Source organism: Arthrobacter sp. EPSL27 (assembly GCF_001512305.1).
Taxonomy (GTDB): domain Bacteria; phylum Actinomycetota; class Actinomycetes; order Actinomycetales; family Micrococcaceae; genus Arthrobacter.
The window spans coordinates 1-26,891 of record NZ_LNUT01000005.1 but is presented as its reverse complement, the minus strand read 5'-3'; the positions used below and the strand labels follow the sequence as shown (position 1 = coordinate 26,891).

The 26,891-nt window shown below is 68.8% G+C and carries 19 protein-coding genes and 1 rRNA gene; 10 read left to right on the top strand and 10 right to left on the bottom strand.

The window, feature by feature from the left end; genetic code table 11:
• Positions 1-52 precede the first annotated feature (52 nt).
• Positions 53-1,420: an MFS transporter gene (locus AR539_RS11010; protein ID WP_066436580.1), complete on the bottom strand. Its 1,368-nt coding sequence runs from the start codon at positions 1,418-1,420 to the stop codon at positions 53-55.
• 140 nt (positions 1,421-1,560) lie between these two features.
• Between AR539_RS11010 and AR539_RS11005 the strand changes: the two genes are divergently transcribed.
• Both AR539_RS11005 and AR539_RS11000 read left to right on the top strand, forming a co-directional pair.
• Positions 1,561-2,415 (top strand): LysR substrate-binding domain-containing protein, encoded by an 855-nt coding sequence (locus tag AR539_RS11005; RefSeq protein WP_066436577.1) that lies wholly within the window; start codon positions 1,561-1,563, stop codon positions 2,413-2,415.
• 223 nt (positions 2,416-2,638) lie between these two features.
• Positions 2,639-2,971, top strand: coding sequence for a hypothetical protein (locus AR539_RS11000; protein WP_231728588.1), 333 nt, complete (start codon positions 2,639-2,641; stop codon positions 2,969-2,971).
• Between the two features lie 102 nt (positions 2,972-3,073).
• Here the strand turns inward: AR539_RS11000 and AR539_RS10995 are convergent, their stop codons facing one another.
• Entirely contained in the window at positions 3,074-6,613 is a 3,540-nt protein-coding gene (locus tag AR539_RS10995; RefSeq protein ID WP_231728587.1) for a bifunctional proline dehydrogenase/L-glutamate gamma-semialdehyde dehydrogenase, read from the bottom strand.
• A gap of 251 nt (positions 6,614-6,864) precedes the next feature.
• Positions 6,865-8,328, bottom strand: a complete 1,464-nt coding sequence (locus AR539_RS10990; RefSeq protein ID WP_066436571.1) for an amino acid permease — start codon at positions 8,326-8,328, stop codon at positions 6,865-6,867.
• A 144-nt stretch (positions 8,329-8,472) separates the two neighbouring features.
• On the opposite strand from AR539_RS10990, the gene AR539_RS10985 reads away from it, so the two are divergent.
• The 5 genes from AR539_RS10985 (at position 8,473) to AR539_RS10965 (ending at position 13,227) form a co-directional block, all read left to right on the top strand.
• Positions 8,473-9,384: a LysR substrate-binding domain-containing protein gene (locus tag AR539_RS10985; RefSeq protein ID WP_066436567.1), complete on the top strand. Its 912-nt coding sequence runs from the start codon at positions 8,473-8,475 to the stop codon at positions 9,382-9,384.
• A gap of 61 nt (positions 9,385-9,445) precedes the next feature.
• Positions 9,446-9,874 (top strand): aspartate 1-decarboxylase, encoded by a 429-nt coding sequence (gene panD / locus AR539_RS10980; RefSeq protein WP_197410622.1) that lies wholly within the window; start codon positions 9,446-9,448, stop codon positions 9,872-9,874.
• A 118-nt stretch (positions 9,875-9,992) separates the two neighbouring features.
• On the top strand, positions 9,993-10,919 hold the full coding sequence (locus tag AR539_RS10975) for an AEC family transporter (protein WP_066436565.1): 927 nt from the start codon (positions 9,993-9,995) through the stop codon (positions 10,917-10,919).
• A gap of 49 nt (positions 10,920-10,968) precedes the next feature.
• On the top strand, positions 10,969-12,099 hold the full coding sequence (locus AR539_RS10970) for an FAD-dependent oxidoreductase (protein WP_082699335.1): 1,131 nt from the start codon (positions 10,969-10,971) through the stop codon (positions 12,097-12,099).
• Between the two features lie 69 nt (positions 12,100-12,168).
• Entirely contained in the window at positions 12,169-13,227 is a 1,059-nt protein-coding gene (locus AR539_RS10965; protein ID WP_082699334.1) for a GmrSD restriction endonuclease domain-containing protein, read from the top strand.
• Positions 13,228-13,254: 27 nt separating this feature from the next.
• On the opposite strand, the gene AR539_RS10960 is transcribed toward AR539_RS10965, so the two are convergent.
• From AR539_RS10960 to AR539_RS10950, 3 genes are all read right to left on the bottom strand, one after another.
• Positions 13,255-15,882 carry a trehalase-like domain-containing protein gene (locus AR539_RS10960; RefSeq protein WP_066436558.1) on the bottom strand — a complete coding sequence of 876 codons (2,628 nt, stop codon included), beginning with the start codon at positions 15,880-15,882 and terminating at the stop codon, positions 13,255-13,257.
• Between the two features lie 142 nt (positions 15,883-16,024).
• Entirely contained in the window at positions 16,025-17,014 is a 990-nt protein-coding gene (locus AR539_RS10955) for an LLM class flavin-dependent oxidoreductase (protein ID WP_066436554.1), read from the bottom strand.
• Positions 17,015-17,148: 134 nt separating this feature from the next.
• The gene (locus AR539_RS10950; protein WP_066436551.1) at positions 17,149-17,958 is read right to left on the bottom strand and encodes a hypothetical protein; all 810 of its coding nucleotides are present in this window, start codon (positions 17,956-17,958) and stop codon (positions 17,149-17,151) included.
• Positions 17,959-18,103: 145 nt separating this feature from the next.
• On the opposite strand from AR539_RS10950, the gene AR539_RS10945 reads away from it, so the two are divergent.
• The 3 genes from AR539_RS10945 (at position 18,104) to AR539_RS10935 (ending at position 21,665) form a co-directional block, all read left to right on the top strand.
• Positions 18,104-18,805, top strand: coding sequence for a type 1 glutamine amidotransferase domain-containing protein (locus AR539_RS10945; RefSeq protein ID WP_066436548.1), 702 nt, complete (start codon positions 18,104-18,106; stop codon positions 18,803-18,805).
• 74 nt (positions 18,806-18,879) lie between these two features.
• On the top strand, positions 18,880-20,571 hold the full coding sequence (locus AR539_RS10940; RefSeq protein WP_066436545.1) for a helicase HerA-like domain-containing protein: 1,692 nt from the start codon (positions 18,880-18,882) through the stop codon (positions 20,569-20,571).
• A gap of 101 nt (positions 20,572-20,672) precedes the next feature.
• On the top strand, positions 20,673-21,665 hold the full coding sequence (locus tag AR539_RS10935; protein WP_066436542.1) for a hypothetical protein: 993 nt from the start codon (positions 20,673-20,675) through the stop codon (positions 21,663-21,665).
• Positions 21,666-21,780: 115 nt separating this feature from the next.
• Here the strand turns inward: AR539_RS10935 and AR539_RS10930 are convergent, their stop codons facing one another.
• The 4 genes from AR539_RS10930 to rrf all read right to left on the bottom strand — a co-directional run.
• Positions 21,781-23,754 (bottom strand): NHL domain-containing thioredoxin family protein, encoded by a 1,974-nt coding sequence (locus AR539_RS10930; protein ID WP_066436537.1) that lies wholly within the window; start codon positions 23,752-23,754, stop codon positions 21,781-21,783.
• On the bottom strand, positions 23,751-25,910 hold the full coding sequence (locus tag AR539_RS10925; RefSeq protein ID WP_066436534.1) for a cytochrome c oxidase assembly protein: 2,160 nt from the start codon (positions 25,908-25,910) through the stop codon (positions 23,751-23,753). Before AR539_RS10925 ends, AR539_RS10930 begins: the two co-directional genes overlap by 4 nt.
• A gap of 153 nt (positions 25,911-26,063) precedes the next feature.
• On the bottom strand, positions 26,064-26,351 hold the full coding sequence (locus AR539_RS10920) for an HU family DNA-binding protein (protein WP_066436531.1): 288 nt from the start codon (positions 26,349-26,351) through the stop codon (positions 26,064-26,066).
• A 440-nt stretch (positions 26,352-26,791) separates the two neighbouring features.
• Positions 26,792-26,891, bottom strand: a 5S ribosomal RNA gene (gene rrf / locus AR539_RS10915); the annotation flags it as partial.

Below are 26,891 nucleotides of genomic sequence, written 5' to 3'. Positions count from 1 at the left end.
CGCGGATCCACGCAGCGGCCGTCCGTATCCGGTGGTGGAACGGGGCGTACAGTCAGACGGAGGCGTGGCCCCGGCCCTGGTTCCGGACAATCTTCAGCAGCCTGCGCCGGTCCTTGAGGTCCACCTTGAGCATCAGTTCCCCGCGCCGCGCCAGCACGACGGCGGCCGTCGCCGCGGCCAGCGCCGGCGCCCCGCCCGAAACCAGGATGGCCGTGTGCGGGTCCACGTGCTCGGCCAGCCAGCCAATCATCGGGCCGCCAATCGCCTGACCGCCGATCAGCACCATGATGTACAGGCTCATGACGCGTCCCCGAATGGCCATGTTGGAGCTGACCTGGACCAGCTGGTTGGCCGCGGTCAGGAACATCAGGCACCAGAACCCGGCCAGCACCATGGCCGCCCCGAACCACACCATGGAGGGTGCCAGTGAGGCCAGGCAGAGCATCAGCCCGTACATGCCGGCCCCCAGCATCACCGACCGCAGCCGGAGCTCCCGGCGCCGGGCGGAGGTGACCGCCCCGGCCAGCGCCCCCAGCGCCACCAGCGCGTTCAGCAGGCCGTAGCCGCCGGCGCCGACGTCGTACACATGGTCCGCGAAGGCCGCCAGCAGCACCGGCAGGCTCATCGCGAACACGGCGATGAAGCCGGCCATCAGCCACGGCCAGTAGATGGTTGGCTTGCTGAGCGCATAATCCAGCCCTTCGCGCAGCATGCCCTTGCGCTTCGGCACGGGCGGGCTGATGTGCAGCTGGTCCTTCCGCAGCGTCAGCAGCATCGCGACGGTGAAGCAGCAGGCCGCAGCGTTCGCGGCGAACGCCCAGCCGGCGCCCACCGCCGTCAGCAGCAGCCCGGCGAGCGCAGGCCCGATCAGGCCGCCCAGCTGGAACGTCGTGGAGTTCACGCTGATGGCGTTCCGCAGATAGGCCGGCCCCACCAGCTCATTGACGAACACCTGCCGCGCCGGCTGGTCCAGCACGGTCACCAGGCCCAGGGCGAGGGCGATCACGTAGACATGCCAGACCTCGATCCGCTGGCTCAGCGCCAGCGCCGCGAGGACGGCGGCCAGCACCGCGGCCACCGACTGGCACAGCATCAGGATCCTCCGCTTGGCGAAGCGGTCCGCCATCATGCCGGCCCACGGACCCAGGAACAGCGAAGGCAGGAACTGCAGCGCCACCGTGATCCCGACGGCGGTAACAGACCCGGAGAGCTGGAGCACCAGCCAGTCCTGCGCGATCCGCTGCATCCACAGGGCGATCACGGCGATGAAGTGGCCGATCACGAAGATACGGAAGTTACGGACCTTCAGCGAAATGAACGTGTGGCGCCACGGCAGCCTTTCACTGACGACGGCGATGGGCTGGGTAATGGTGTCCGGCAGTGCAGTTACGTTGGCCTCTAACGGCGGAGGGGGTGCCACGTTAAGTCCTCAAAGGAGCGGGTGAGCGGGGATGCCTTAACGCTATGCTGGCCACATTGGATTGTGGAAGCTTATTCACCGCATAACTAGCATCACGAAACGCAATACAACCCGAGCCCGCCGCAGGTCAGGAGCCCGCAATGTTCGAACCCGCCCAACTGCGCTCCTTCCTGGCCGTCGCCGAGACGCTGAGTTTCACCAAGGCCGCCGAACGGCTGGGGCTGGCGCAGCCGACCGTCAGCCAGCACGTGCGCAAGCTTGAGGCCGCGGCCAAGCGGGTGCTGGTGGCGCGGGACACCAGGGATGTCCGCCTCACCGACAACGGGGACGCCATGGCCGGGTTCGCCCGCAGCATCCTCTCCGCCCATGACGCCGCTTCCCGGTACTTCTCCGGCTCGGCCATGCGCGGCCGGCTGCGCTTCGGCACGGCGGACGACCTCGCCATCACAGGCCTGCCCCGGATCCTGCGGGAGTTCCGGCAGGTCTATCCGAAGATCAACCTGGAACTGACCGTGGGCCAGAGCGACCAGCTTTACAAGAAGCTCAACGCCGGCCAGCTGGACCTGGTGTTCGTCAAGTGGGTGGCCGGGGCCAAAGACGGCACGGTGGTTCAGCAGGACTCCTTCGCCTGGGTGGGGCTGGAGCAGACGTCGCTGGACCCCGCCGAGCCCGTGCCGCTGATTGCCTACCCCTCCCCCAGCCTGAGCCGGAAGCTGGCCATCGACGCGCTCGAATCCGCCGGGCGGACCTGGCGCATCACCTGCACCACCCGGCAGATCAGCGGCGTGCTGGCCGCGGTGCGGGCCGGCATCGGCGTGGCGGTCATGCCGTCCTCGCTGGTGCCGGATGACCTGAAAATCATCACCCGCCGTTTCGACCTGCCGCCGGTGGGCGACGTCGATTTCACCCTGATCCGCAACCCGCTGGCCAACACCGAAGTGATCGAGGCCCTTACCCAGACCATTGCGGGCCGGACCCTCAAGCGGCCCGCCTGACGGCCGCTCCTACGTACCCGCGGCTGTACCTACTCGGATTGCGTACTTACGCATACCATTGATCCACTCGAATTCCTGGCCTATCCTGAGTGTGTTGCAGGTCAAGCAGAGGCCTCCGATAACGATTCGAATACGAACGACGCCCCGTGTGTCTGCCGACCGGCGACCCACCGGACCCGTTCGGGATAGGCCGACAATGACGCCAGCCACTAACCGATCACACATGTCCCCAGCATCCACGGCCCGCAGCCTGAAGCCCGCGGGGCCGTTTTCCCAGGCCGTGCACCGCGGTGCCGCCGCCAATCACCCGAGCCGCGGGCGCCTGGACCCGCACGCCCCCACGCTGGTCGAGGCCGAATACGTGGGCAGCCCGTACTGCGAACGCTGCGGCACGGACGAGTTCATCTACCTCGAGACGTTCGTCCCGGCCACGCACCACCGGGATGGCTCCATCAACAAGCTGGGCGAAGTGACGTACTTCTGCTCCGGCTGCGACGACTTCTCCGCCCACGCAGTGCCCGCCGCGTGGGTTCCGCCCGGCTGGTACTTCGGCTGATTGCGGCGGGCACCACGCCCTTGGCAAACGAGCCGGGCGGCCACCATTGGAGGGTGGCCGCCCGGCTCTTTTGTGTCTCGGGGGGGTGCCCGGCAGGTCCGGCTAGATCAGGCCGTCCGAGATGAAGTTCGGCGTGCCGAAGCGGTGTGCCGTGATGCTGATGGCCTGCTCGTGCAGGAACGGCAGCAGCTCCACCCGCCCGGCCTCGGTGACCGGGTGGAAGTAGACCGCCAGGTCAGGGCGTCCGCCGGTCGCCTCGGCCAGCGCCTTGGCGTCCCCGCCGATGAGCCGGATCCGCGAGGTGGAAAGCCGGGCCGTGCCGGCGAACCGGGCTGCGGAGGCCTGCCACGCGGCGTCGTCCTCCACGGTGACGTCGATGCCGAGGCCGGTGAGGACGGTGTGCAGCCGGGCGGGGAGCTCGACGGCGGTGGAGACGGTCAGCGCGGAGCCCGCCAGGACGCCCGCGGCAACGGTCCGGACCAGGTGCGCCAGGGGTTCGCCGTCGGAGAGCCGCACCGCGACCGGGAGGGAACGGTAGCGGAAGATGTTCCGCTCGGCGCTCAGCCCGGAGACGTCCTTCGCGGTACCGAACTCCTCGGCCCAGGCTTTGGCGTCGGAGGCCAGGGCACGCTGCAGCGCGTCCAGCTCGCCGGCGGACAGGAAGCTCTGGGCCGCCTGCTCGATCCGGCGGACGCCTGCGTGGGGGGACCCGGCGGCCGGCACGGACGCGGCGGTGCTGGGCTTGCTGACCCATTCGCCGAGGCCCACGAGGTAGTTGGGGCCGCCGGCCTTGGTGCCGGCGCCGACGGCGGACTTCTTCCAGCCGCCGAAGGGCTGGCGCTGCACGATGGCGCCGGTGATGCCGCGGTTGACGTAGAGGTTTCCGGCCTGGACGGTGTCGAGCCAGAGGCCCAGTTCCTCCGGGTTCAGCGAGTGCAGCCCGGACGTGAGCCCGTAGTCGATCTGGTTCTGGATCGCGATGGCCTCCTCGAGGGTCTCCGCCGTCATCACGCCGAGGACCGGACCGAAGAATTCGGTGAGGTGGAAGTAGGATCCGCGCCGGACACCCGAGCGGACGCCGGGGCTCCACAGCTTGCCGGTGGCGTCGAGCTTCCGCGGCTCCACGGCCCAGCTCTCACCCTCACCGAGCGTGGTGAGCGCGTTGAGGAGCTTGCCGTTGGCGGGCTCGATGATGGGGCCCATCTGGCTCGTCGGGTCTTCCGGGTAGCCGACCTTCAGGGAGGTGACGGCGTCGATCAGCTGGTTGTGGAAGCGCTTGGATTTCGCCACGGAACCGACCAGGATCACCAGCGAGGCGGCGGAGCACTTCTGCCCGGCATGGCCGAACGCTGAGTACGCCACGTCCTTGGCGGCGAGGTCCAGGTCGGCGCTCGGGGTAACGATGATGGCGTTCTTGCCGCTGGTTTCGGCCAGGAGCGGCAGGTCCGGCCGGAATGAGCGGAACAGTTCGGCGGTTTCGTAGCCGCCGGTGAGGATCACCCGGTCCACGGCCGGGTGGGAGATCAGCTGCCGGCCGAGCTCGCGTTCGCCCAGCTGGACCATGGTCAGCACGTCGCGCGGGACGCCGGCTTCCCAGAGGGCCTCGATCATCACGGCACCGCTGCGTCGCGCCTGTTTGGCGGGTTTGATGACGACGGCGGACCCGGCGGCGAGGGCCGCCAGCGTGGATCCGGCCGGGATGGCGACCGGGAAGTTCCACGGCGGGGTCACCACGGTGAGCTTGGCAGGGACGAACGTGGCGCCGTCGACGTCGTCGAGCCGGCGGGCCGATTCGGCGTAGTAGTGCGCGAAGTCGACAGCCTCGCTGACCTCGGGGTCGCCCTGGTCGATGGTCTTGCCGGTTTCGCTGGCCATGACCTCGAGCAGGTCGGCGCGGCGGGCTTCGAGGACGTCGCCGGCCCGGTGCAGGATCGCGGCGCGCTCGGCGCCGGACAGCGCGCCCCAGGCCTTGCCCTTCTCGACGGCGGTGTCGATGACGGCGTTCAGGGCCGCCTCATCGTTGATCGTGGCGGCTTCGACGGCCGCGTTGCCCAGCGTGGAGGTGGCGACGCGGCCCAGGATGGCACGGCCCCAGTCGCGGTTGGCCGGAAGGGCGGGGTCGGTGTCCGGGGTGTTCCGGAAGGAATCGTGGGGCATTGGCTCAGCCGGGAGGGCACGGTTCTGCCGGCGGTTCGGCGGCGGGACCTGGTCGTCGAGCTTGGCGAGCGAGGCGAGGAAGCGCTGCTTCTCACGCTCGAACAGGGTTTCGTTTTCGCTGAGCTCAAACACCGCCGACATGAAGTTGTCCTGGCTGGCGCCTTCCTCGAGGCGGCGGATCAGGTAGGCGATCGCGACGTCGAACTCGGCGGGGTGGACCACGGGGGTGTAGAGCAGCAGCGAGCCGACGTCCTTCTTCACGGCTTCGGCCTGGCCCTGCGCCATGCCGAGCAGCATCTCGAACTCGATGCCGGCTTCAACACCGCGCTGCTTGGCCAGCAGCCACGCGAACGCGATGTCGAAGAGGTTGTGGCCTGCGACGCCGATCCGGATGTTGCGGATCCGGTCCGGGTGCAGCGAGTAGTTGATGACGCGCTTGTAGTTGGTGTCCGAGTCCTGCTTGGTGTTCCAGGTGGCGAGCGGCCAGTCGTGCAGGGAGGCTTCGACCTGCTCCATGGGCAGGTTGGCGCCCTTGACTACACGGACCTTGATGGCCGCGCCGCCGTCGGCACGCCGGGCCGCGGCCCACTCCTGCAGGCGGATCATGGCGGACAGGGCGTCCGGAAGGTAGGCCTGCAGCACGATGCCGGCCTCAAGGTTCTTGAACTCGGGCTTGTCCAGGATCCGGGTGAAGACCGCGATGGTCATGTCCAGGTCCTTGTACTCCTCCATGTCCAGGTTGATGAACTTGGCGTTCTTCCCGCCGGTAGCAAATGACGCAGCGCGGGTGAAGAGCGGGGTGAGCTTCTCGACGACGTGCTCCACCGCCTCATCGAAGGCCCACGCGGAGTGCGGGGCAACGGTGGAGGAGACCTTGATGGAGACGTAGTCGACGTCGTCGCGGGCCAGGAGCTTGTGGGTTCCGGCCAGGCGGCGGGAGGCCTCGTGCTCGCCGAGGACAGCCTCGCCGAGGAGGTTGACATTGAGCTTGATGCCGTCCTTGCGGATCTTGGCGATGGCGGGCCCAAGCTTGGCGTCGGTGGCGTCGACGATCAGGTGTCCCACCATTTCGCGGAGTACACGCCGGGCGACCGGGATGACCACCTGCGGCAGCGCCGGGGCCATGGCTCCGCCGAGGCGGACTGCGCCGCGCATGTACCAGGGCAGGAAGGCGGGGACCTTCGGGGCCAGCGCGGCGAGGTTCCGGGCGGCGACGTGCAGGTCCTCGGGGCGGACGACGCCGTCGACGAACCCCACGGTGAAGTCGAGGCCGTTGGGGTCCTTGAGGACGCCTGCCAGCTGCTGGGCCGAGGCGTCGACCGGCACCTTGCCGGCCTCGGTCAGCCAGTGGCGCACCAGCGCGATGGTTTCCTCGGCGAGGGCTGCGGCCTCGAGGACCGGCGAGCCTTCGGACACGGGCGAATGCCCGCGTGCGATGCCCGTGTTTCCTGTGTTCACACCGGACTCCGTTGAAATGTTGGTCATGGCTGGTGCTCGTACTTTCTCAAGATGTGGACCGTTCTAGATTCAGTATGCGACCGGATTTTCATAAGATAAAGCGATGTTTTCCGAGCAATACTGGTTAGGAAAATTGAAGCTTGCGGGCGCCGTCCGAACGGTCGGAAATCCGCCGGATCCGCCCGCCTGTCCGGCCCTTTGTGGGCCGCCAGCCCGCACAAACGACCCTTAACGACCGAACCCCCTCCCACGCGGTGGGAGGGGGTTCGTGATGAGGGCTATTTCAGCGGGCGGTGCATCTCCACCAGCTCCTGGTGCCGGGGACTGTCCGGGTTCATCAGCGAGTGCTTGCGGCCGTAACCGAAGTAGATCACCAGGCCGATGACGAGCCAGACGCCGAAGCGGGCCCAGGTCTCCCAGTGCAGCTGGAGCATCAGGAACGCCGATGCCAGGACACCGAAGGCTGGAACCAGCGGCATCAGGGGAAGCCGGAAGGTGCGCGGGGCATCGGGCTTCTTATAGCGGAACACGATGACCGCGGTGCAGACCACCACGAACGCGGCCAGGATGCCGATGTTGGTGAGATCGGCGACGGCCTTGATGGGGAACACGCCCGCCAGCAGCGCGGAGCCGATGCCGGCGATCCAGGTGACCCGCTGCGGGGTGCCGTGGCGGTCCGTCTTGGAGAACCAGCCGGGGAGCAGCCCGTCGCGGCTCATGGAGAACCAGACGCGGGTGACGCCGAGCAGGAAGGTGAGCATCACGGTCAGGATGGACAGCACCGCAAAGACCGAGATGATCGTGGCGATGACCGGCAGGCCCACGCTGTTGAACGCGGAGGCGAAGCCGGCCTTGGGGTCGATTTCCTGGTAGTTCTGCATGCCGGTGAGCACCAGCGTGGCAGCGACGTACAGGAGCATCGCGATGATGAGGGACATGATGATGGCCTTCGGCATGTGCTTCTTGCCGTCCTTGGCCTCTTCCGCCGCGGTGCTCATTGCGTCATACCCGAAGACGGCGAAGAACACCGTAGCGGCTCCCGCCACCACCGGGCCGAAGCCGCTGGGCATAAACGGGTTGTAGTTGCCGGTATCGATGTAGAAGATGCCCAGGCCGATGATGAACAGGATCAGAATGACCTTGATCCCGACGGCGATCAGCTCGAACCGTCCGAACGTCTTGGTGCCGCGGGACAGGATCCAGGTCACCAGCAGGCAGACGGCGATCGCGGGGATGTTGACAATGCCGCCAAGCCCTTCATCCGGCGTCGAGGTCATCCAGACGGGCATATTGATGCCGATGCCTGAGAGGAAGGCGTCGAAGTAGCCGGATATGCCGATGGCCACCACCGCCACGATCGCGATGTATTCCAGCAGCAGGTCCCAGCCGATGAACCAGCCGATGATTTCACCGAGGGCAACATACCCGTAGGTGTAGGCCGAACCCGCCCGCGGGATCATGCCGGCAAATTCCGCGTAGGACAACGCGGCCGCCGCGGAGGCCAGTCCCGCGATCAGGAAGGAAAACAGCACTGCCGGGCCGACGCCGGGTTCAGACTCGCTGCCGTGCGCAACGAGGCCTGCCAGGGAAAAGATGCCGACGCCGATAATGCCGCCGACGCCGATGGCGGTCAGCTGCCAGAAGCCAAGGCTCTTCATCAGGCCGCTGTGGAGGCTTTCTTCCTCGATGTCATCGATCGGCTTGCGCCGCATGATCGACCTGTCTATGTCTTGTGTAGCCATCAGGGTCTCCCGCGTTTAGGTGTGGCGCCCATCAATCCACCCTGTGATGGGGGTTACATAACGACAACAGTATGCAACTGCGATTGCATTAGATAAAGTGAATTCTCCTAATCAATAACCATTAGAATTCACAAAGGAATAGCAATGCTGGATGTCCGGCGGTTGCGCCTTCTGCGCGAGCTGCAAATCCGTGGGACCCTGGCCGAGGTTGCCGAGGCGCTCCAGTACAGCCCCTCCTCGGTGTCGCAGCAGCTGGCGCTCCTGGAAAAGGAGGCCGGCGTCGAGCTTCTGCGCAAGACGGGACGGCGGGTCCAGCTCACCCCGCAGGCCGAGGTCCTGGTGGCCCACACGGCCCAGCTCCTGGAAACACTGGAGCAGGCCGAGGCGGATCTGGCAGCCTCGCTGACCACTGTGACGGGCACAGTCCGCATTGCCGTCTTTCAGTCTGCGGCGCTGGCCCTCATGCCCGACGCCCTCACCCGGATGACGTCCCGCTATCCCGAAGTGCGGATCGAAATGACCCAGCGCGAGCCCGAGACGGCCCTCCACGAGACGTGGGCGCGCGACTTTGACCTGGTCATCGCCGAGCAGTACCCGGGACACGCGGCACCCCGGTACGCCGAACTGGACCGGGTCCGGCTCACCAGCGACGCGATCCGCCTCGCCGTGCCGCCTCCGGCCCCCGGCAGGCCGGCGGTCACGTCCCTTCCCGACACCGCCGGAATGGCCTGGGTGATGGAGCCGCGCGGTGCTGCGTCCCGGCACTGGGCCGAGCAGGCCTGCCGCAGCGCAGGGTTCGAACCCGACGTCCGGTTTGAGACGGCCGACCTGCAGGCCCAGATCCGGCTGATCGAATCCGGGAACGCGGTTGCCCTCATGCCGGACCTGGTGTGGACGGGGCGGGGAACCACGTCGCAACTGATCACCCTGCCGGGCGACCCGCACCGGACCATCTTCACCTCGGTGCGGCGCTCCAGCACCAAACGCCCGGCGATCGTGGCGGCCCGGGAGGTCCTGGCCGAGACAGCCGCGTCCATCCCGCCGGCGGGCCCCTGAACGTGAGGATGTTCGCTGGCTCACAGCGCTTCCCGCGCCCCGGCGCTAGACTGGTCCCGTTATGAATCGCACAATATTCAAGTCCAAGATCCACCGCGCCACGGTCACGCACGCGGACCTCCACTATGTCGGTTCGGTCACCGTGGACCTGGATCTGCTGGAAGCGGCCGACATCCTTCCCGGCGAGCTCGTCTCCATTGTGGACGTCACCAACGGCGCCCGCCTCGAGACCTATACGATCGCCGGCGAGCGGGGTTCAGGCGTCATCGGAATCAACGGCGCCGCCGCGCACCTCATGCACGAGAACGACATCATCATCCTGATCACCTACGCCCAGATGACCACGGATGAAGCGAAGGCCTACAGCCCCAAAGTCGTCCACGTGGACAAGGACAACAAAATTGTCCAGATCGGCAACGACCCCGCGGAGGGCCACACCCCCGGGATCATGCGCCCGCCGTACGCCCTCAACAACGCCACGCTGAACTGACGGCACCCCCGGCGCCTTCAACGGAACGCCGTAACAGGCGCCCCCGGAACAATAAAGCTGATTACTCTGGGAAGGTGACGCCCACCCTCCCCCTGCCCGGCATACCGCGGACCGCCGCATGCTAGGCGTGCTCGCCGGATTCTTCGTGGTCTGGTGCATCATCCTGGTGGGCATGTTCGTGGGCCGCCGCGGCATCCTGGGCGAGAACGCCCGCTCCGTGCTGAGCGCCCTGACGTTCTTCGTGGCCAGCCCGGCCCTCCTCTTCGAGACCCTCAGCAAGGCAAACGTCCGCGATGTTTTTGCCGCCCCGCTGCTGGTGGCCGCGGTGGGCGCCATTGCCACCGCGGCGATCTTCTTCGTCATCGTCCGCTTCCTGCTCAAGCGCCCGCTGCCGGAATCCCTGACATCCTCCATGAGCGCCTCGCTGGCCAATTCAGCCAACCTGGGCATTCCCATCGCCGTCTACGTCCTTGGGGATGCCAGCTATGTGGCGCCGCTGCTGATCTTCCAGCTGGCCTTCTTCACTCCCATGTTCCTCATGATTCTGGACGCCACCACCAGCACGCACCGGACCACCCCGCTGAGCTTCGTCTTGATGATCCTGCGGAACCCGATGATTGTGGGCTCCGGCCTGGGCCTTGCCGTGGCCGCGACCGGGTGGCAGGTGCCCACACTGGTGATGGAGCCCATCCGCCTGATCGGCGGGGCCGCCATTCCGGCCATGCTGCTGGCGTTCGGCATGAGCCTCAACGGCTCCCGTCCGCTGCAGGCCTCCGCCGGGCGCCGGACCGACACCCTGCTGGCCTGCTTCTTCAAGCTGATTGTGCACCCGCTGCTGGCTTACCTTTTCGCCCGCTTCGCCCTGCAGCTGGAGGATCAGGCGCTGTTCGCCGCCGTGGTGACGTCCGCCCTGCCCACCGCGCAGAATGTCTTCGTGATTGCCAGCCGCTACCGGACCGGCCTGGTGGTCGCGAAGGACACCGTCCTCATTACCACCGTGGTCGCCGTGCCCGCACTGACGGTGGTGGCCCTGCTCCTCGCCTGACGCCGCCCGGCGTGCCGCGTTTCCGTACCAACACCCTCCGGAGGATCCTTTGACAACTCACCTTGACACCGTCGTCGTCGGGGGCGGGGCCATGGGCTCGGCAGCGGCCTGGGCGCTGGCCAGCCGTGGCCGGGACGTGACCCTGCTGGAGCAGTTCAGCCCCGGGCACCTCAATGGCGCCTCGCACGGTGCCACGCGCAATTTCAACCCCGGCTACGCCGATCCGGAGTACGTGGCGATGCTGGCTGAGGCTGTCCGTCTGTGGGGTGAGCTTGAGGCCGACGGCGGCGGGCAGCTCCTGGCGCGTACCGGCGTCGTGAACCACGGGACCGATCCGCGCCTGGGTGACGTCCGGCGGGCCCTCCACGCCGCCGGGCTGCGGGCCGAATTCCTGGACGCCGCGGAGGCGGCCGAACGCTGGCGGGGCATCCGGTTCGACCAGCAGGTGCTGCACATGCCCGACGGCGGGCAGCTGAATCCCGAGGCCGCCCTCCCGGTGATGCAGCGCCTCGCCGCCGGCCGCGGGGCCGACGTCCGGCACGGGGTCAAGGTGCTTGACGTCGCTGTGCAGGACAGCGGCGTCCGGCTCACGGTGGACGACGGCGGCAGCACCGAGGTGCTGGCCGCCCGGCAGGCCGTGGTCACCGCCGGGGCCTGGACCGCGAAACTGCTCGGGGCCCAGGTGGCCCTCCCCCGGCTCACAGTCACGCAGGAGCAGCCGGCGCACTTCGCCGTCGCGGATGAAGGGGCGCTCTGGCCCGGCTTCAACCACATCCCCGGCCCCGGCCCGGAATTCGCGGACTGGTACTCCCCGGTTTACGGTATGCAGACCCCTGGCGAGGGAATCAAGGCCGGCTGGCACGGCGTGGGGCCGGTGGTGGACCCGGACCGCAGATCGTTTCTGCCGGAGCCCGCCCAGATGGCCGCCCTGCAGCGGTACGCCCGGACCTGGCTGCCGGGCGTGGACGCCGATTCCCTCACCCCCATCAGCTGCACCTACACCACCACCGTGGACGAGAACTTCATCCTCGACCGGATCGGACCGCTGGTGATCGGCGCGGGTTTCTCTGGCCACGGGTTCAAATTCACCCCCGTCGTAGGCAGGATCCTCGCCGACCTCGCCACCGGCGAGGGCACCGCGCCGGACATCTTCTCGGTGACCCGTCCGCGGCGCCGGTAGGCTGGACAGGACGCAGGAGGCCCCCGGGATACCGGGGCATCAGCACGAGGTGGGGAAGACTTGCAGAGGGTGGGAACGCGCGGCACGGCCGGAGCCGGCAGGGCCGAGTCCGTCAGGTCCGGCGGCAGCAGGTTCAGGTCCGGCGTCGACTGGATAGCGGCCGGGCTGGCCGGGCTGGTCCTGGTGTCCGCCACGGCCTGCGCCGGCCCCGGCACCGCCCCGGCCGCCGGGCCGGCCGCCGTCGAAAACTCCAGCGCAACCGCGGCCCCACCGAGCGCCGCCGGCGCCACCCCGCAAGCCGGCCAGGTCCCGGCCGCGGACGATGCCCAGCCGGCGTCCGCCGGCAAGGCGCTGGAGGTGCTGGCCACCATCCCGGTCAAGGGCCGGGCGCCAAAAACAGGCTACTCGCGCGACCAGTTCGGCCAGGCCTGGGCCGACGTCGACCGCAACGGCTGCGACACCCGCAACGACATGCTCCGCCGCGACCTGAGCAGCCTTGCCCTCAAGCCCGGGACCGGGGACTGCGTTGTCCTCTCCGGCGTCCTGAACGATCCCTACACGGCAACGCTGATCAACTTCCTCCGCGGCAGCAGCACCAGTGACGCGGTGCAGATCGACCACGTGGTGGCGCTCAGCGACGCGTGGCAGAAGGGCGCCCAGCAGCTGTCCGAAACCCGGCGGCTCTCCTTCGCCAACGATCCGCTGAACCTGCTCGCGGTGGACGGGCCCACGAACCAGCGCAAGAGCGACGGCGACGCCGCCACCTGGCTGCCGCCGAACAAGTCCTTCCGCTGCGAGTACGTGGCCCGCCAGATCTCGGTCAAGGCCGGGTACGGGCTCTGGGTGACCCAGGCCGAACACGACGCGATGGCCCGGGTGCTGGCGGCCTGCCCCGACACGCCCGCCCCCGCCGCTTCCACGGCAGGGCCGCAGGCTGAGGCAGCGACGCAGCCGGCCCCCGCGCCTCCGGCCGCTGCAGCCCCCGCCCCCAAGGACCCGGCCCCGGCCGCCGTGTACTACGCGAACTGCGCCGCCGCCCGCGCCGCCGGTGCCGCCCCGCTGCGGGCCGGCCAGCCGGGCTACCGTGAGCAGATGGACGGCGACCGCGACGGCATCGCCTGCGAATAGCGGGCTCCACTATGCGGGGGCTTCCAGTTAGTTCTTCGGCAGCGCATCCAGCAGGCGGGCGCAGCGGATGAAGCCCAGGTGCGAGTACGCCTGCGGGTGGTTCCCCAAGTGCGTCTCGGTGCCCGGGTCGTACTCCTCCGGCAGCAGCCCGGTGGGGCCGAAGAGGTTGACCAGCTGGTCGAACAGGTCCCAGGCCTCCTCGATCCGGCCGACCGCGACGTAGGCCTCGATCAGCCAGGTCGTGCAGATGTGGAACCCGCCCTCCAGGCCCGGCAGCCCGTCGTCGTACCGGTACCGGAACACGGTGGGCCCCACGCGCAGTTCCCGCTCCACCGCCGTGACGGTGTCCAGGAAGCGCTGGTCCGCGACGTCCAGGAGCCCGGACAAGCCGATGTGCAGCACCGCGGCGTCCAGGTCCGGGCTGTCGTAGGCCACCGTGTAGGACTGCGAGCTCTCATCCCAGCCCTCGCGCAGGACTTCCTCCCGGATGGCCGCCGCGGTGGGCGCCCACTCCGGCCGCGGCTCCCGGCCGTGCCGGGCCGCGGTGCGCAGCGCACGGTCCAGCGCCACCCAGCACATCACCCTGGTGTAGACGTGGTGCCTGGGCGCCCGCCGGGCCTCCCAGATCCCGTGGTCCGCCTCATGCCAGCGGGCCAGCACGGCCGAGGCCATCTGGACCATCAGCTCCCAGTGCTCATCGGCGAGCGCCCCCTGCCGCGCGCTCAGGGCATCAATCAGCTCGGCCACCGGCCCGAAGACGTCCAGCTGCACCTGGTGGTCCGCGGCGTTGCCGATCCGCACCGGCCGGGAGCCGGCGTAGCCGGGGAGGCTCTCGATGATGGCCTCGGTGGACAGGGGCGCCCCGGTGACCGAATACAGCGGGTGCAGCCACTCCGGGCCGGGGGCGTGGGCCAGGATCCGGCCCAGCCACGCCAGGAACCCTTCCGCCTCCGCGGTGGAGCCCAGGTCCACCAGCGCGTTGACCGTCATGGAGGCGTCCCGCAGCCAGCAGTAGCGGTAGTCCCAGTTCCGGGTGCCGCCGATCCCCTCCGGCAGCGAGGTGGTGGGCGCGGCCAGCACGGCGCCGGTGGGCTCATGGACCAGGGCGCGGAGCACCAGGGCGGAGCGGCGGACCAGGGAGGGTTTGACCGACGGCAGCTGCAGCGCCTGCACCCAGCGCCGGGAATGGTGTGCGACGGCGGCGCGGCGCGAGTTCTCTTCCGGCGGGTCGGACCGCTGCGGCTCCGTGTCGCCGCAGCGCAGGTTGAACACCACCGGGCCGTGCCGGAGTTCGACGTCGGCCGTGGCGGTGGCGTGGCGGCCGTCCGAAGTGATGGTGAAGCCGACGCCGGGCGCCAGCAGGATGATCGGGTCGGCGGTGCCCACCACGTGCAGCTCCCCGCCGCGGACCTCCATGCTGAAGGGCGCGTTGGCGTAGTCCGGGCGGGGCGCGAACACAATCCGCGCCGTTCCCGTGCCGGAGAGGACCCGGACCAGGCTGGTGATGCCTTCGGGGGCGGGTTCCAGGTAGTCCGTGACGGTAACGTCGGCCCAGCGGGTTTCCACGATCATGGTGCTGTCCACGTAGCGCTGGCCCAGGACCTGGGAGGCCTTCGCCGGTTCCACCGAGAAGTGCCCCGCCGCGTCCCCGCCGAGGAGATGGGCGAAGAGGGACCCCGAATCGGGCAGCGGATGGCTCATCCAGCAGATGCGGGCGTCCGGCGTGATGAGGGCGGTGGAGGAGCCGTTGCCGATCAGCGAATGCCGTTCCAGGCCGACGGCGTCCTCGCCGAAGAGCCAGGCCCGCCGGAGCTCAAAGAGGACGGCCAGGACGCGGGCGAAGGACTCCGGGTCCCGCAGCCGGTGCGGTGCAACGGTGGGTCCCGGCCCGACGCGCAGGCCCAGGTCCGGCCCGCGCAGGGTGGCCATGGCGGCCTCATCGCTGGAGGCGTCCCCGGCGTAGAGGGCGGCGCTGGCCCCGAGCATGGAGCGCAGGTGCTCCAGCGCGGCGCCCTTTGACGGATCCACCACGGACAGGTCCAGGACGGAGCCGTCGATGATGAAGTTCAGCCCGTGCGCCCGGGCGATGTCTTCCGCCTGCCGGGTGGCCAGCTCGACGACGTCGGGGGCTGCCGGGCGGGTGTGCACGGACACGGCGACGGGCTTCCGCTCGATAGTGATGCCGCGGTAGGCGCCCACGGTTTCGGCGAGCGCCTGGCTGGCCTGCTGCAGCACGGATTCGGTGGCCAGGGACAGGCCGTGGGCGAAGCCCATGTCGAACTCGGCGCCGTGCGAGCCGACAAGATGCACCTCTGCGGGCAGGCGCGAGACGGCCGCCAGGTCGCGCAGGGAACGCCCCGAGATCACGGCGGCGTGGGTGTTCGGCAGGGCGGCCAAGGCCCGCAGCGCAATGGCGGCGCTGCCCAGCGGCAGCGTCTCGGTGGAGATGCCTTCCGCGGCGCACAGGGTTCCGCCGTAGTTGCAGGCCACCAGCAGTCCCGGCGTGCGGGCCAGGAGCTTGAGCTCGGCCAGCAGCTGCGGCGTCAGCCCGTCGTCGGCCGCGTCGGTCTGCACGAAGGCGCGGAGCAGTCCCAGCGGCAGGGATTTCGTCAGGAGAGCAGAATCGGCCAGGGACTGGTTGAGCGGAGTGGGCATGGGCGGAGTCCTTCGAGTCGTCCCCAATGCCTGCGTGTCACCGCCCCTGCGGGACGTACTCCCAGTGTTTCCCGGCCCGGTTTCCCACGGGTGTCCCGGCGGTTGCGGGTGTGTAACATCCGCAACCGCCGGGACCGGCGCCTTAGACGCGGACCAGCCCGGCGGCTTCGGCCAGCAGCTGCACCGACCGCAGCCGCGCCTCGGTGCCGTTGCTCTGGTGCGCGACGATCAGCTCGTCGGCGTCGGCGTGGGCAGCGAACTCGTCGAGGTAGTCCAGCACGGTGTCCGGCGTGCCCACGGCGGAGTACTTCATCATCTGCGCCACGTGCTGGCCCTGCGGCGAGTCCAGGATCATGTCCGCCTCGTCGTCGCTGAATTCGCGGCCGTTGCCGAAGAACAGCGAGACGCGGGCACGTTTGGTGGCATGGAACATCTCCTGCGCCTCGGCCGCGGAGTCCGCAGCGATCACGTTGACGCCGGCGATCACGTGCGGGGCGTCCAGCTGCGCGGAGGGCCGGAAGTCGCGGCGGTAGAGGGCGACGGCGTCCTGGAGGGCGTTGGGCGCGAAGTGCGAGGCGAAGGCGTACGGCAGGCCCAGCTGCGCGGCGAGCCGGGCGCCAAACAGCGAGGATCCCAGGATGTACAGCGGCACGTTGGTGCCCTTGCCGGGGGTGGCCTCCACGCCCTGGATGCGGGTGGGGCCGGTCAGGTAGCCCTGAAGTTCGAGGACGTCCTGCGGGAAACTGTCGGCGGACATCGGGTCGCGGCGCAGGGCCCGCAGCGTGTTCTGGTCGCTGCCCGGCGCGCGGCCCAGGCCCAGGTCGATCCGCCCGGGGTGCAGGGTCTCCAGGGTGCCGAACTGCTCGGCGATGGTCAGCGGGGAGTGGTTGGGCAGCATCACACCGCCGGCGCCGAGGCGGATGCTCTCGGTCTGCGCGGCGACGTGGGCGATCAGCACGCTGGTGGCCGAGGAGGCGATCGCGGACATGTTGTGGTGCTCGGCGTACCAGACCCGCCGGTAGCCCGAGGTTTCGGCGAGCTGGGCCATGGCCACGCTGCCCGCCAGGCTCTCTGCCGCCGTCTGGCCCTTGCCGATGGTTGCCAGGTCAAGGATGGAAAGCGGAACAGTCACGGAAAAGCCGGCCTTTCGTAGCGGAAGTCACTGACGGGCACCGGCCTCTGGCAGGCGCACACTGGTGACAACGACGCCGGGCACCGGCTTATTTCTGCGCCCGCTGTGGCGTTCCCCATGCGGCGGCCGGCAGGTCAGGGGCAGGAATAGTTGTAGTCCAGGCCGCCGGAAACGTACTGCGTCAAGGCCACGCGGCTGCCGGGGGTGAGCGCCGGCAGGAAGCAGTTCGACTTGGCGCCGTTCAGGGACCGCGCCCCGGCAAGCCAGCTGGGCAGACCTGCGAGGGGGCTGCCAGCAGGAACCGTGCCGGCGATCTGGCCCCACTGGTAGCCCGTGGAATAGATCCCGACCTTCGCGCCGATGCTCTCGAAGTAGTCGGCCATGCCCTCCAAGTCGGCGACGTTCGCGGCCTTGTCCGCCTGCCAGCTGTTTTCCGTCTCCACATCCAGCCACCACAGGTAGTCCTGCGGATTGTCGATCCCGCGGATCGTGGCGTCGTCATAGGCCTTTGCGTAGCCGTACATGTAGGAGCAGGCTTTGAAGTCGCCCGCCCCGCTGCCGCAGACACCGTACGGGTTGTCGACGTCGGCACCGCCGTAGTGGTTGGACGTGGGCCACCACGAGCCCTGCAGGCCCGGGTTGGCCGTGTTGACGTAAAGCGCCACCCGCGGCTGGTCGGTGAGCGCCGGCGTCGGCGCGGTTTCGGCCCACTCAAGCTGCTCAGCAAGGCACGGGTTGGTGGTGTTGGCGAGCCCGTTGTTCACTCCGACAATCGCGAACGCCGGCCGCTTGGGGAGGGTCTTGCCGCACTGCGGCCAGGAGACGTCGATGCCGACCGGTTCTGAGCTCCGGGGCGGGGCAGCGGACGCCGGCCCTCCGCCCAGCAGGACAAGGCCAAGCGTGATGGCGGCGGAAACCAGCTTCGTCAATACCCGGGTAGCCATACCCCAGCTTACTTCGGGACCTTTGAGGCACCTTGAAGCCCGGCGTGCGCGTCGCCGGAATACCTGGCGGCTCCGGGGAGTTGCCGCCCATGGACCGCTTTTCCATTTCCCGCCGGCCGCCTGGCCGGCAGAACAGGAGACTGACATGGCTAACATCCTGATGGTCGTATCCGCCGCTGATTCCCTCACCATGCGGGACGGCAGCGAACACCCCACCGGCTACTGGGCCGAGGAGCTGGTGGTTTCACACCAGACCCTCCGGAACGCCGGCCACACCGTCCACATCGCCACCCCCGGCGGCGCGAAGCCCACGGTGGACCAGGTCAGCCTGGCGGCCGAGTCCGCCGGCGGCGAGGACCGTGCTGACAGCTTCCGGGCCTACCTCTCCGAGATCGACGCCGAGCTGTCCGCGCCGCTGGTGCTGGCCGACGTCGAGCTCTCCGGCTACGACGCCATTGTTATGCCGGGCGGGCACGGGCCCATGTCCGATCTCTACCGCGACGCCGACCTGGGCCGGCTGCTGACCGCAGCGAACGCCGACGGCAAGATCATCGCGCCCTTCTGCCACGGCCCGGCCGGGCTGCTGAGCGCCACGGACGACGCCGGAAAGTTTGCCTTCGCGGGACGCCGCCTCACCGTCTTCACCAACGAGGAGGAACTGGGCGGCGGCACCGGCCCCAACACGCCGTGGTTCGTGGAGGACGTCCTGAAGGAGAAGGGCGCAGTGGTGGAGAACGCCGCCGCCTGGTCCTCCCACGTGGTGCGCGACGGCAACCTGATCAGCGGCCAGAACCCGCAGTCCAGCGAGGACGTGGCGAAGGAAGTCCTTCGCGCCGTCGCCGGCTAGCCGCTCAGGACTAGCGCGCAGAAAACCGGCAGCTTAGCCGGGTCCGGGGTGCCCCGCCCGGCTAAGCTGTCGGCATGGCCATCAAATCCACAGCTGATAAAGTCGCCACCCTCCAGAAGGGGTACACCTTCGAGGGCCCCACGATCGAGCTGGGTGCCGCGATCGTCGACGGCGACGTCCACAAAGATGCCCCGGTCCGGCTGCCGCTGGCCATGATGAACCGCCACGGGCTGGTTGCCGGGGCCACCGGCACCGGCAAGACCGTCACCCTGCACATGATGGCCGAACAGCTCTCCGCCGCCGGCGTGCCGGTCTTCCTGGCCGACATCAAGGGCGACCTGTCCGGCCTGGCCACGGCCGCCGTCGGCAGCGAGAAACTACTGGCACGCACGTCCGGGATCGGGCAGGACTGGTCCGGCAAGACGTTCCCGGTGGAATTCCTGGCCCTCGGCGGGGACGGCAACGGCATCCCCGTGCGCGCCACCATCACCTCCTTCGGACCCATCCTGCTCTCCCGCATCATGGAGCTGAACAACACGCAGGAATCCAGCCTGCAGCTGGTCTTCCACTTCGCGGACAAGAACAACCTCGAACTGATCGACCTGAAGGACCTGCGCGCAGTCATCCAGTTCCTCACATCGGCGGAAGGCAAGGACGAACTCGAAGCACTCGGCGGGCTGTCGAAGGCGACGGCCGGGGTCATCCTCCGCGAACTCATCACCCTTGAGGCGCAGGGGATGGAGAAGTTCTTTGGCGAACCCGAGTTCGATACCGCCGAACTGATGCGCAACGCCCCGGACGGCCGCGGCGTGGTCACCTGCCTGGAGCTGCCTACCCTGCAGACCAAGCCGATGCTGTTCTCCACCTTCCTGATGTGGCTGCTGGCCGACCTGTTCGAGGACCTGCCCGAGGCCGGCGACCTCGACAAACCCAAGCTCGTGTTTTTCCTGGACGAGGCGCACCTGCTGTTCAACGGCGCCTCAAAAGCCTTCCTGGATGCCATCACCACCACTGTGCGGCTGATCCGGTCCAAGGGAGTGGGCATCTTCTTCGTCACCCAGACCCCCAAGGACGTCCCGGCCGAGGTGCTGGGCCAGCTCGCGAACCGGGTGCAGCACGCCCTGCGCGCCTACACGCCGGAGGATGCCAAGGCGCTGAAGGCCACGGTGTCCACCTTCCCGATGAGCGACTACGACCTTGAGGAAACGCTCACGTCCGCCGGGATCGGCGAGGCGGTGGTCACCGTCATGAACGAAAAGGGCGCCCCCACCCCCGTGGCACTGACCCGCCTGCGCGCGCCGGAATCCGTCATGGGCCCCAGCGCCAACGCCCTCGTCCTCAGCACCGTGGCCGGCTCCGCGCTCCTGCCCAGGTACGGCGCCGCCGTCGACAACGTCTCCGCCTACGAGAAGATCACCGGGGCGGCCGCTACCGCAGCGGAGACTCCGGCGGCCCCGTCCCCCGGCGGGCCGGCAGGCGGCGGCCCGGTCGACGTCGACGCCGAGGCGCGGCGGATCGAGGAGGAAATCCTGGGCCGGCCCAGCACCCGGCCCGCGCCGGCACCCGCATCCCCAGAAACCCGCCAGGCACCCCGGCAGCCCCAGCGGCAGTCCGCGGGCGACGGCGGCGCGGCCGGGGATCTGGCCGGCGTCCTGGGCGGTGCGCTCGGCGGCGGGCTCAAGAGCATGGCCCGCTCGCTGGGGACCCAGCTGGGCCGCGAGCTGCTCCGCGGCGTCTTCGGCAACGCGCCCAAGCGCCGCCGCTAAAACCTGCCCGGCGGTCGCCGCCGTCCGTGCGGTCCCTGACACATGGGGCCGCTGTGACAAGGGGATTCCTGAGGGGTGCAGGTAACGTAAGGTACGTGCAAATGAGTCAGGCGTTGGTCAGGACTGCAGCCGGGTGGCTGCTGGTCCTGATGCTCGCCGTGGCCGCGGGCGTCGTCGCGATCAATATTGTGAACAACACCATCGCCAGCCCGCAGCAGCCCGTCCGTGAGTACATCGACGCGCTGCAGAAGGGCGAGGGCGAGAAAGCCCTGGGCCTGCTGCGCGCCTCCGTGCCCCAAAGCAACGCCGCCATGCTGGACGGGACGGCGCTCCAGACCGCCGCCTCCCGCATGAGCGGCCTGAAGTACGGCGAGGCCGAGGAACGCGGCGGGAACCAGGTCATGGTTCCGGTGGACTACACGATTGACGGCAGCGATCTGCGGACCGAGTTCCTGCTGGAAAAGACGGGCACCGAGTGGCTGTTCTTCTCCAAGTGGGCCTTTGTACCGGCAACCCTGCCCGTCCTGGACGTCACGGTGGTCAACGCCAACGAGGCCACCCTCAACGGGGTGCCGGTGAACATGCCCAACGGCCGCAACTCCTTCGCCGTCTTCTACCCCGGCGAATACGAGGCCTCCCTGACCGGCAGTTACTTCTCCGCCCCGGCCACCAAAACCACCTTGTCCGCCAGGGACCTCCCGGCCGCCCCGCTGAACCTTCTGACGGAAGCCACCGACGGGCTGAAAGATGCCGTGGGCAGCAAGCTGAAGGAGTTCCTGGATACCTGCGCGGACACGGCCGACAAGCAGCAGAAGCTCCAGCCGGACTGCCCGTTCTATCACACCACCAACAACCGGGTGATCGACGGGACCATCGACTGGAGCATCACGGAGTACCCCACCGTCAGCATTGAGCCCTTCGGCGGGCGCTGGGTAGTGGCCCCGCTGAACGGCAAGGCACAGATCAAGGCCCGCCAGGTGGACCTGTTCACGGGCGCCGTGACGGAGCTGAACGCCGTGCACGACTTCAGCTTCACCACCCGGCTGGACGTCGACGCCGACACCGTCAAGGTCACCCCGCTCCTGAGCTACTGATCCCGGCGAAGGACCGCCAGGACGTCACCAGGCGCAGGCCCCACCTACGCCAAAAGGCTGCCGTCCGTGACGCCGGGTCACGGATGGCAGCCTTTCGGGCCGCAGAGGGCGGGCGTCAGTCCATTCCGCGCAGGTCCAGGACCAGCTCGGTATCGCCGTCGGCCTGCAGCAGCACCGGGATGCCCCAGTCCTGCTGGTACAGGTGGCAGGCGGCGTGGTCCGGGATCTCGCCGTCGGCGTCCTCGGGGCCGTCGCAGGCAGCGGCACGTGCGGTGATGTGCAGGACACCCTCGGGAACCTCAGAGGAGAGCTCCAGGGTGCGGAGCAGCCCCACGGACGTGCCGCCGCCGGAGACCAGGAGCTCCGGCGGGGTGGAAGAAATCTTCAACTGCGTGGGGTCGCCCCAGCGGTCGTCCAGCTTCTGGCCCGTCGGCGCGGTGAAGCGTACGGTCAGCTCCAGCAGCCCCGGCGCGACGGGGCTCTTGGGCCGGTGGGTCTGGGAGGCGCCCTCGTCCACCTGCTGCGCTTCCTTGGGAATCGGCACGTAGACCAGCTGGTGCTTGTTCGCCTCCACCACCACCAGCAGCGGCTCCGCGCCCGCCACCTGGGTGTGGTCGACAATCACGTCGGAGGGTTCGGCCAGGCCGCGCGCCAGTGTGGACACCGTGCCCGTGGCGGGGTCGTAGCGGCGCACCGCGCCATTGTAGGTGTCGGCGATCGCCACAGAGCCGTCCGGCAGGACCGTCACGCCCAGCGGGTGCTGCAGCCGGGCCTCGGACGCCGGCCCGTCACGGAAACCGAAGTCGAACAGGCCCTTGCCGACGGCGGATTCCACGGTGACAGTGCCGCCGTCGGAAATCACAAGTTTCCGCAGCGCGGAGGTTTCCGAGTCCGCCACCCAGATGTTGCCGTCGGCGTCCTCGGCGAGGCCGGAGGACTGGGCAAACCAGGCTTCCTCGGCCGGGCCGTCCAGCAGGCCCTCCAGGCCGTTGCCCGCGATGATGGACACGGCGCCGGTCTCCGGGGCGAAGCTGAAGATCTGGTGCACGCCGGCCATCGCCACGACGACGGCGTTCAGCTTGGTGGACCAGACGACGTCCCAGGGGGAGCTGAGGGACACCCGCAGCGGATCCTCCTCCAGCCGGGCGCCGTACGCGGCGCCTTCCTCGTCCACCCGGGCCGGGCCGGTCTCGAGGAGCCGCTGCACGCCGTTGCCGGCCAGTGTCCGCACGGTCCCGTCAGCGAGCGTCAGTCCGCGCAGCCGGTGGTTCACCGAGTCGGCAACGACCACGTCGTAGCCGGCCGCCGCTGCGACGTCCCCCGGGAGCAGCACCAGGCCCTGGGGTTCGTTGAAGCGGGCCTCGGCGGCACCGCCGTCGGCGTGGCCCTTCTCGCCGGAGCCGTAGGTGGCCAGGACGGTCTGGAAGTCGGTGGAGAGCTCCACCAGGCGGTGGTGGCCGGTGTCGGTGACCAGCCACGAGCCGGCGCCGGCTTCAGCCTCGGCGGAGGCGCTGCCGCCGCGGCCGGCGGGAAGGAACAGGGCCTTCCCGGGGAACCGCAGGGTGCCCGACGTCGGCTCCGGCGCCACATAGGGGCCGTCGCCGCGGTGCAGGGTTCCCTTGGCCTCGTGCTCGGCGATCAGTTCGGGGATGAGCACGGCGAGGCCGTCAGCGTGGCCCTCACCGGAGAGGTGCGCCACGATGTAGCCCTCGGGGTCGATGACCACCAGCGTGGGCCACGCCCGTGCCGTGTAGGCCTTCCACGTGTCCAGTTCGGGATCGTCCAGGACCGGGTGGCGGATCTCGTAGCGTTCGACGGCGGCAGCCAGCGCCACGGGGTCGGCCTCGTGCTCGAACTTGGGCGAGTGCACGCCCACGGTCACGAGGACGTCGGAGTACTGCTGTTCCAGCGGGCGCAGTTCGTCCAGGACGTGCAGGCAGTTGATGCAGCAGAACGTCCAGAAGTCGAGGAGCACGATCTTGCCGCGCAGTGATTCCAGGTCCAGGGACTTGCCGCCGGTGTTGAGCCAGTTGCGGCCCACCAGCTCGGAGGCCCGGACCCGGAGGTGGGTGCGTACGGTTTCGGTCATGAGCGTCCTTCCAGCTTTGAGTTGCGTTCGGCCAGCCGGGCATCGCGTTCGGCCAGCCTGGCAAACATATCGTTGTAAGCAGCGAGATCGGCGTCGTTATTCCTGTCCGCCGCCCGGTCGGTGCGCTTGGACTCGCGCGCGTCGGACCGGGACCACATGATGGCGACGCCGATCGCGACCAGCAGGGTCGGTACTTCGCCGATGCCCCAGGCCACTGCGCCGCCCATCTGCTGGTCCAGGAGGGCCGACGGGCCCCAGGTCCGGCCGAGGTTCCCGAAGTAGTCTGCGGCCAGCAGCCCGGTGCCGCCCATGATCGCGACGCCGAAGAAGGCGTGGAACCCCATGGTGGCCAGCAGGAGCAGCAGCCGCATGGGATACGGCGCGCGCCGTGGCAGCGGGTCGGTGCCGATCATGGTGAGGACGAAGATGTAGCCGGTCAGGGCGAAGTGCAGGTTCATCAGCTCGTGGCCGATGTGGTCCCGCATCGCGTAGCCGAACGCATCCGAGTAGTAGAACAGCACGATCGAGCCGGCGAAGTTGGCGGCGGCGAACAGCGGATGCGTCACCAGCTGGGAGAACTTCGAGTGGATCATGATCAGCAGCCACTCCCGGGGGCCGCGCGAGCTGTCCCGCCGCGGCGTGAGCGCCCGGAGGGCCAGCGTCATGGGGGCGCCCAGGACCAGGAAGATGGGCGCCACCATTGTCAGCGCCATGTGGTCCACCATGTGCGCGGAGAAGAGGACGCGGCCATAGACGGCCGGGGGGCCGGAGGTCACGTAGGTCAGGACGCCGAGCCCGATCACCCAGTTGATGGTCCGGAACCAAGACCAGGAGTCTCCGCGCAGGAGCACCTTCCGCAGGCCCAGGATGTAAGCCACCAGGCCGAAGGCCGCGACGGCGACCCAGAGCCAGTCGGGCCGCCATTCGGTCAGCCAGCGCTCCGGTGTGAGTTCCGGCGGGAGATCGTAGCCGGAAATGATGAAGGCCGGGGAAGCATTCGGTACCAGGGCCTCGCCCTGCGGGGGCGCCGAGCGGCCGAGCGCGACGGCGATCCCGGACGTAGCGCCCATGATCAGCAGTTCGGCCAGCACCAGCTGCCAGAGCACGCGGCGGGCGGACAGTCCTCCGCCTTGGCTGCTCAGCTGCGGGATGACCCAGCGCCGGTGCATCAGGCCGATAACGCCGAGGACCAGAGTGGCCGCGGCCTTGGCCAGGACCAGTTGCCCGTACGCCGATCCCGCGAGATCGTTCCAGGACGTGAGGCGGATGCTGGAATTGATGACGCCGGAGGCGAAGACCAGGATGAAGGCGAACCCGGCCAGCGCGGAGAAGCGCCGCAGCGTGGGCTCGACGACGTCGGAGCGTCCGCCGGCTTTCGCGCCGGACGCCGCTGCAAGCACACCCGACAGCAGCGCCAGCACGATAATGCCGCCCACCCAAGCCGAGACGCCCACCAGGTGCAGGCCCAGGGAGTTGATGGCGCCTTCGTGGTCGGCCGAGCTGGCGGAGTGTCCGATCAGGGCCGCGGGAACGAGACCGATGAGGGACAGGACCAGGGTTGCCGCCAGCGCGCCCTGGGACCGGACGCCGAACAGCGCCGTGGTGACGACGGCGGCAATGATGACCACCGCCAGCCAGGCCCGGCCGGTCTCAATGTCGGTCATGAAGAAGACCAGCGACCGGGTGAACTCCGGATCTCCCGAGATCCCCTGCCCGGCGATGTCTGAATAGCTCAGCACCAGGACGGCGATCGCGGACAAGGTCCAGGCGACGCCTGCGGCGGCCACAATGGCCAGCGTGCGGGTGAAGGCTGGATGTTCGGGTTCGTCGCTGGCTTTGGACCGTGAACCCGTCAGGGAGCGGGGCAGGATGCCGACGGCGAAGATCAGCCCCCCGATCACCGTGGCCAGTGCAATGTTGTGGACGGCCTTGCTGACCGGAAGGCCCCACCGGACCAGGGCGCCCGGATCGGACACCTCACGGGCGGCTGCGGCGCCGGAGAAGAGCAGAGCGGCCACAAGCCCGAGGAACAGGGCGGCAAGGCCCGCGAACAGCCACGGCCGGGAGATCCCGCCGGAGCCGGCTACGGGGCCGCGTGGGCCTCCGCTCGGGGCAGGAGCGGCTGCTGTTGCACGGGGATTTGCTGCGGAAGGCACAGTTCCATTGTCCGCTACGCCCGGCCCGGGCGCCGAATCGGGACGCCGCGGGCAGCATGCCCTGCAACACAGCCTTTAGCTGCGGGTGTGGCGGTTAACGCAGAAGGAGCGGCGGCCCAGAGGGCCGCCGCTCCTTCAAGCGTTCAGAGAAGACTACTTCTTCTTGGAGACCGCAGCCTTCAGCTTGGAGCCCGCGGTCAGCTTGACGCTGTGGCCCGCGGCGATCTGAATGGTCTCGCCGGTCTGCGGGTTGCGGCCGGTGCGAGCTGCACGGTCGGTGCGCTCAACTGCGAGCCAGCCCGGGATGGTGATCTTTTCGCCGGCGGCGACGGAGGTCTCGAAGACCTCGAACATTGCATCCAGCACGGAGTTGACGGCGGCCTGGCTGGTGCCGGCCTTGCCAGCTACCTCTGCAACAAGTTCACTACGGTTCTTAGCCATTTATGTCCTCCTGGACGGTCATGATTCCTGGAGCCTGCACACGGCATGCGTACAAACCACTGTTCGAAAACTTACCAGCTTGGCGCCGTGGAGGTGGCAAATTCCGCGTGTTTTCGGCCTTTTTTGGGGAAAAACACACGAATCGGCACCTTTCGGCCCCGTTTTCCGCCGTCAGCGGACACTCCCTCACGTACGGCGTCATCCGCCCCCACGCTCCCGCACATCCGGCGGGCTTACCGCCGACGCTCCCTCACCTATGACAGGTCCGTTCGAGACGCTCCTGCAGGTTGTGCGTGGGCCGGCGCGACAGGTGACCGGATGTGAGGGAGGGTGCGTGGCAGGGCCTCCTGATCTGAGGGAGGGTGCCCCGCAGGTTTGGTTTTGGGGTTAAATGCGGGAGGACCCCCGAACGGTGTTCGGGGGTCCTCGACCTAATGATGTTCCGGCGGTGACCTACTCTCCCACACCCTCCCGGGTGCAGTACCATCGGCGCTGTGGGTCTTAGCTTCCGGGTTCGGAATGGGACCGGGCGTTTCCCCC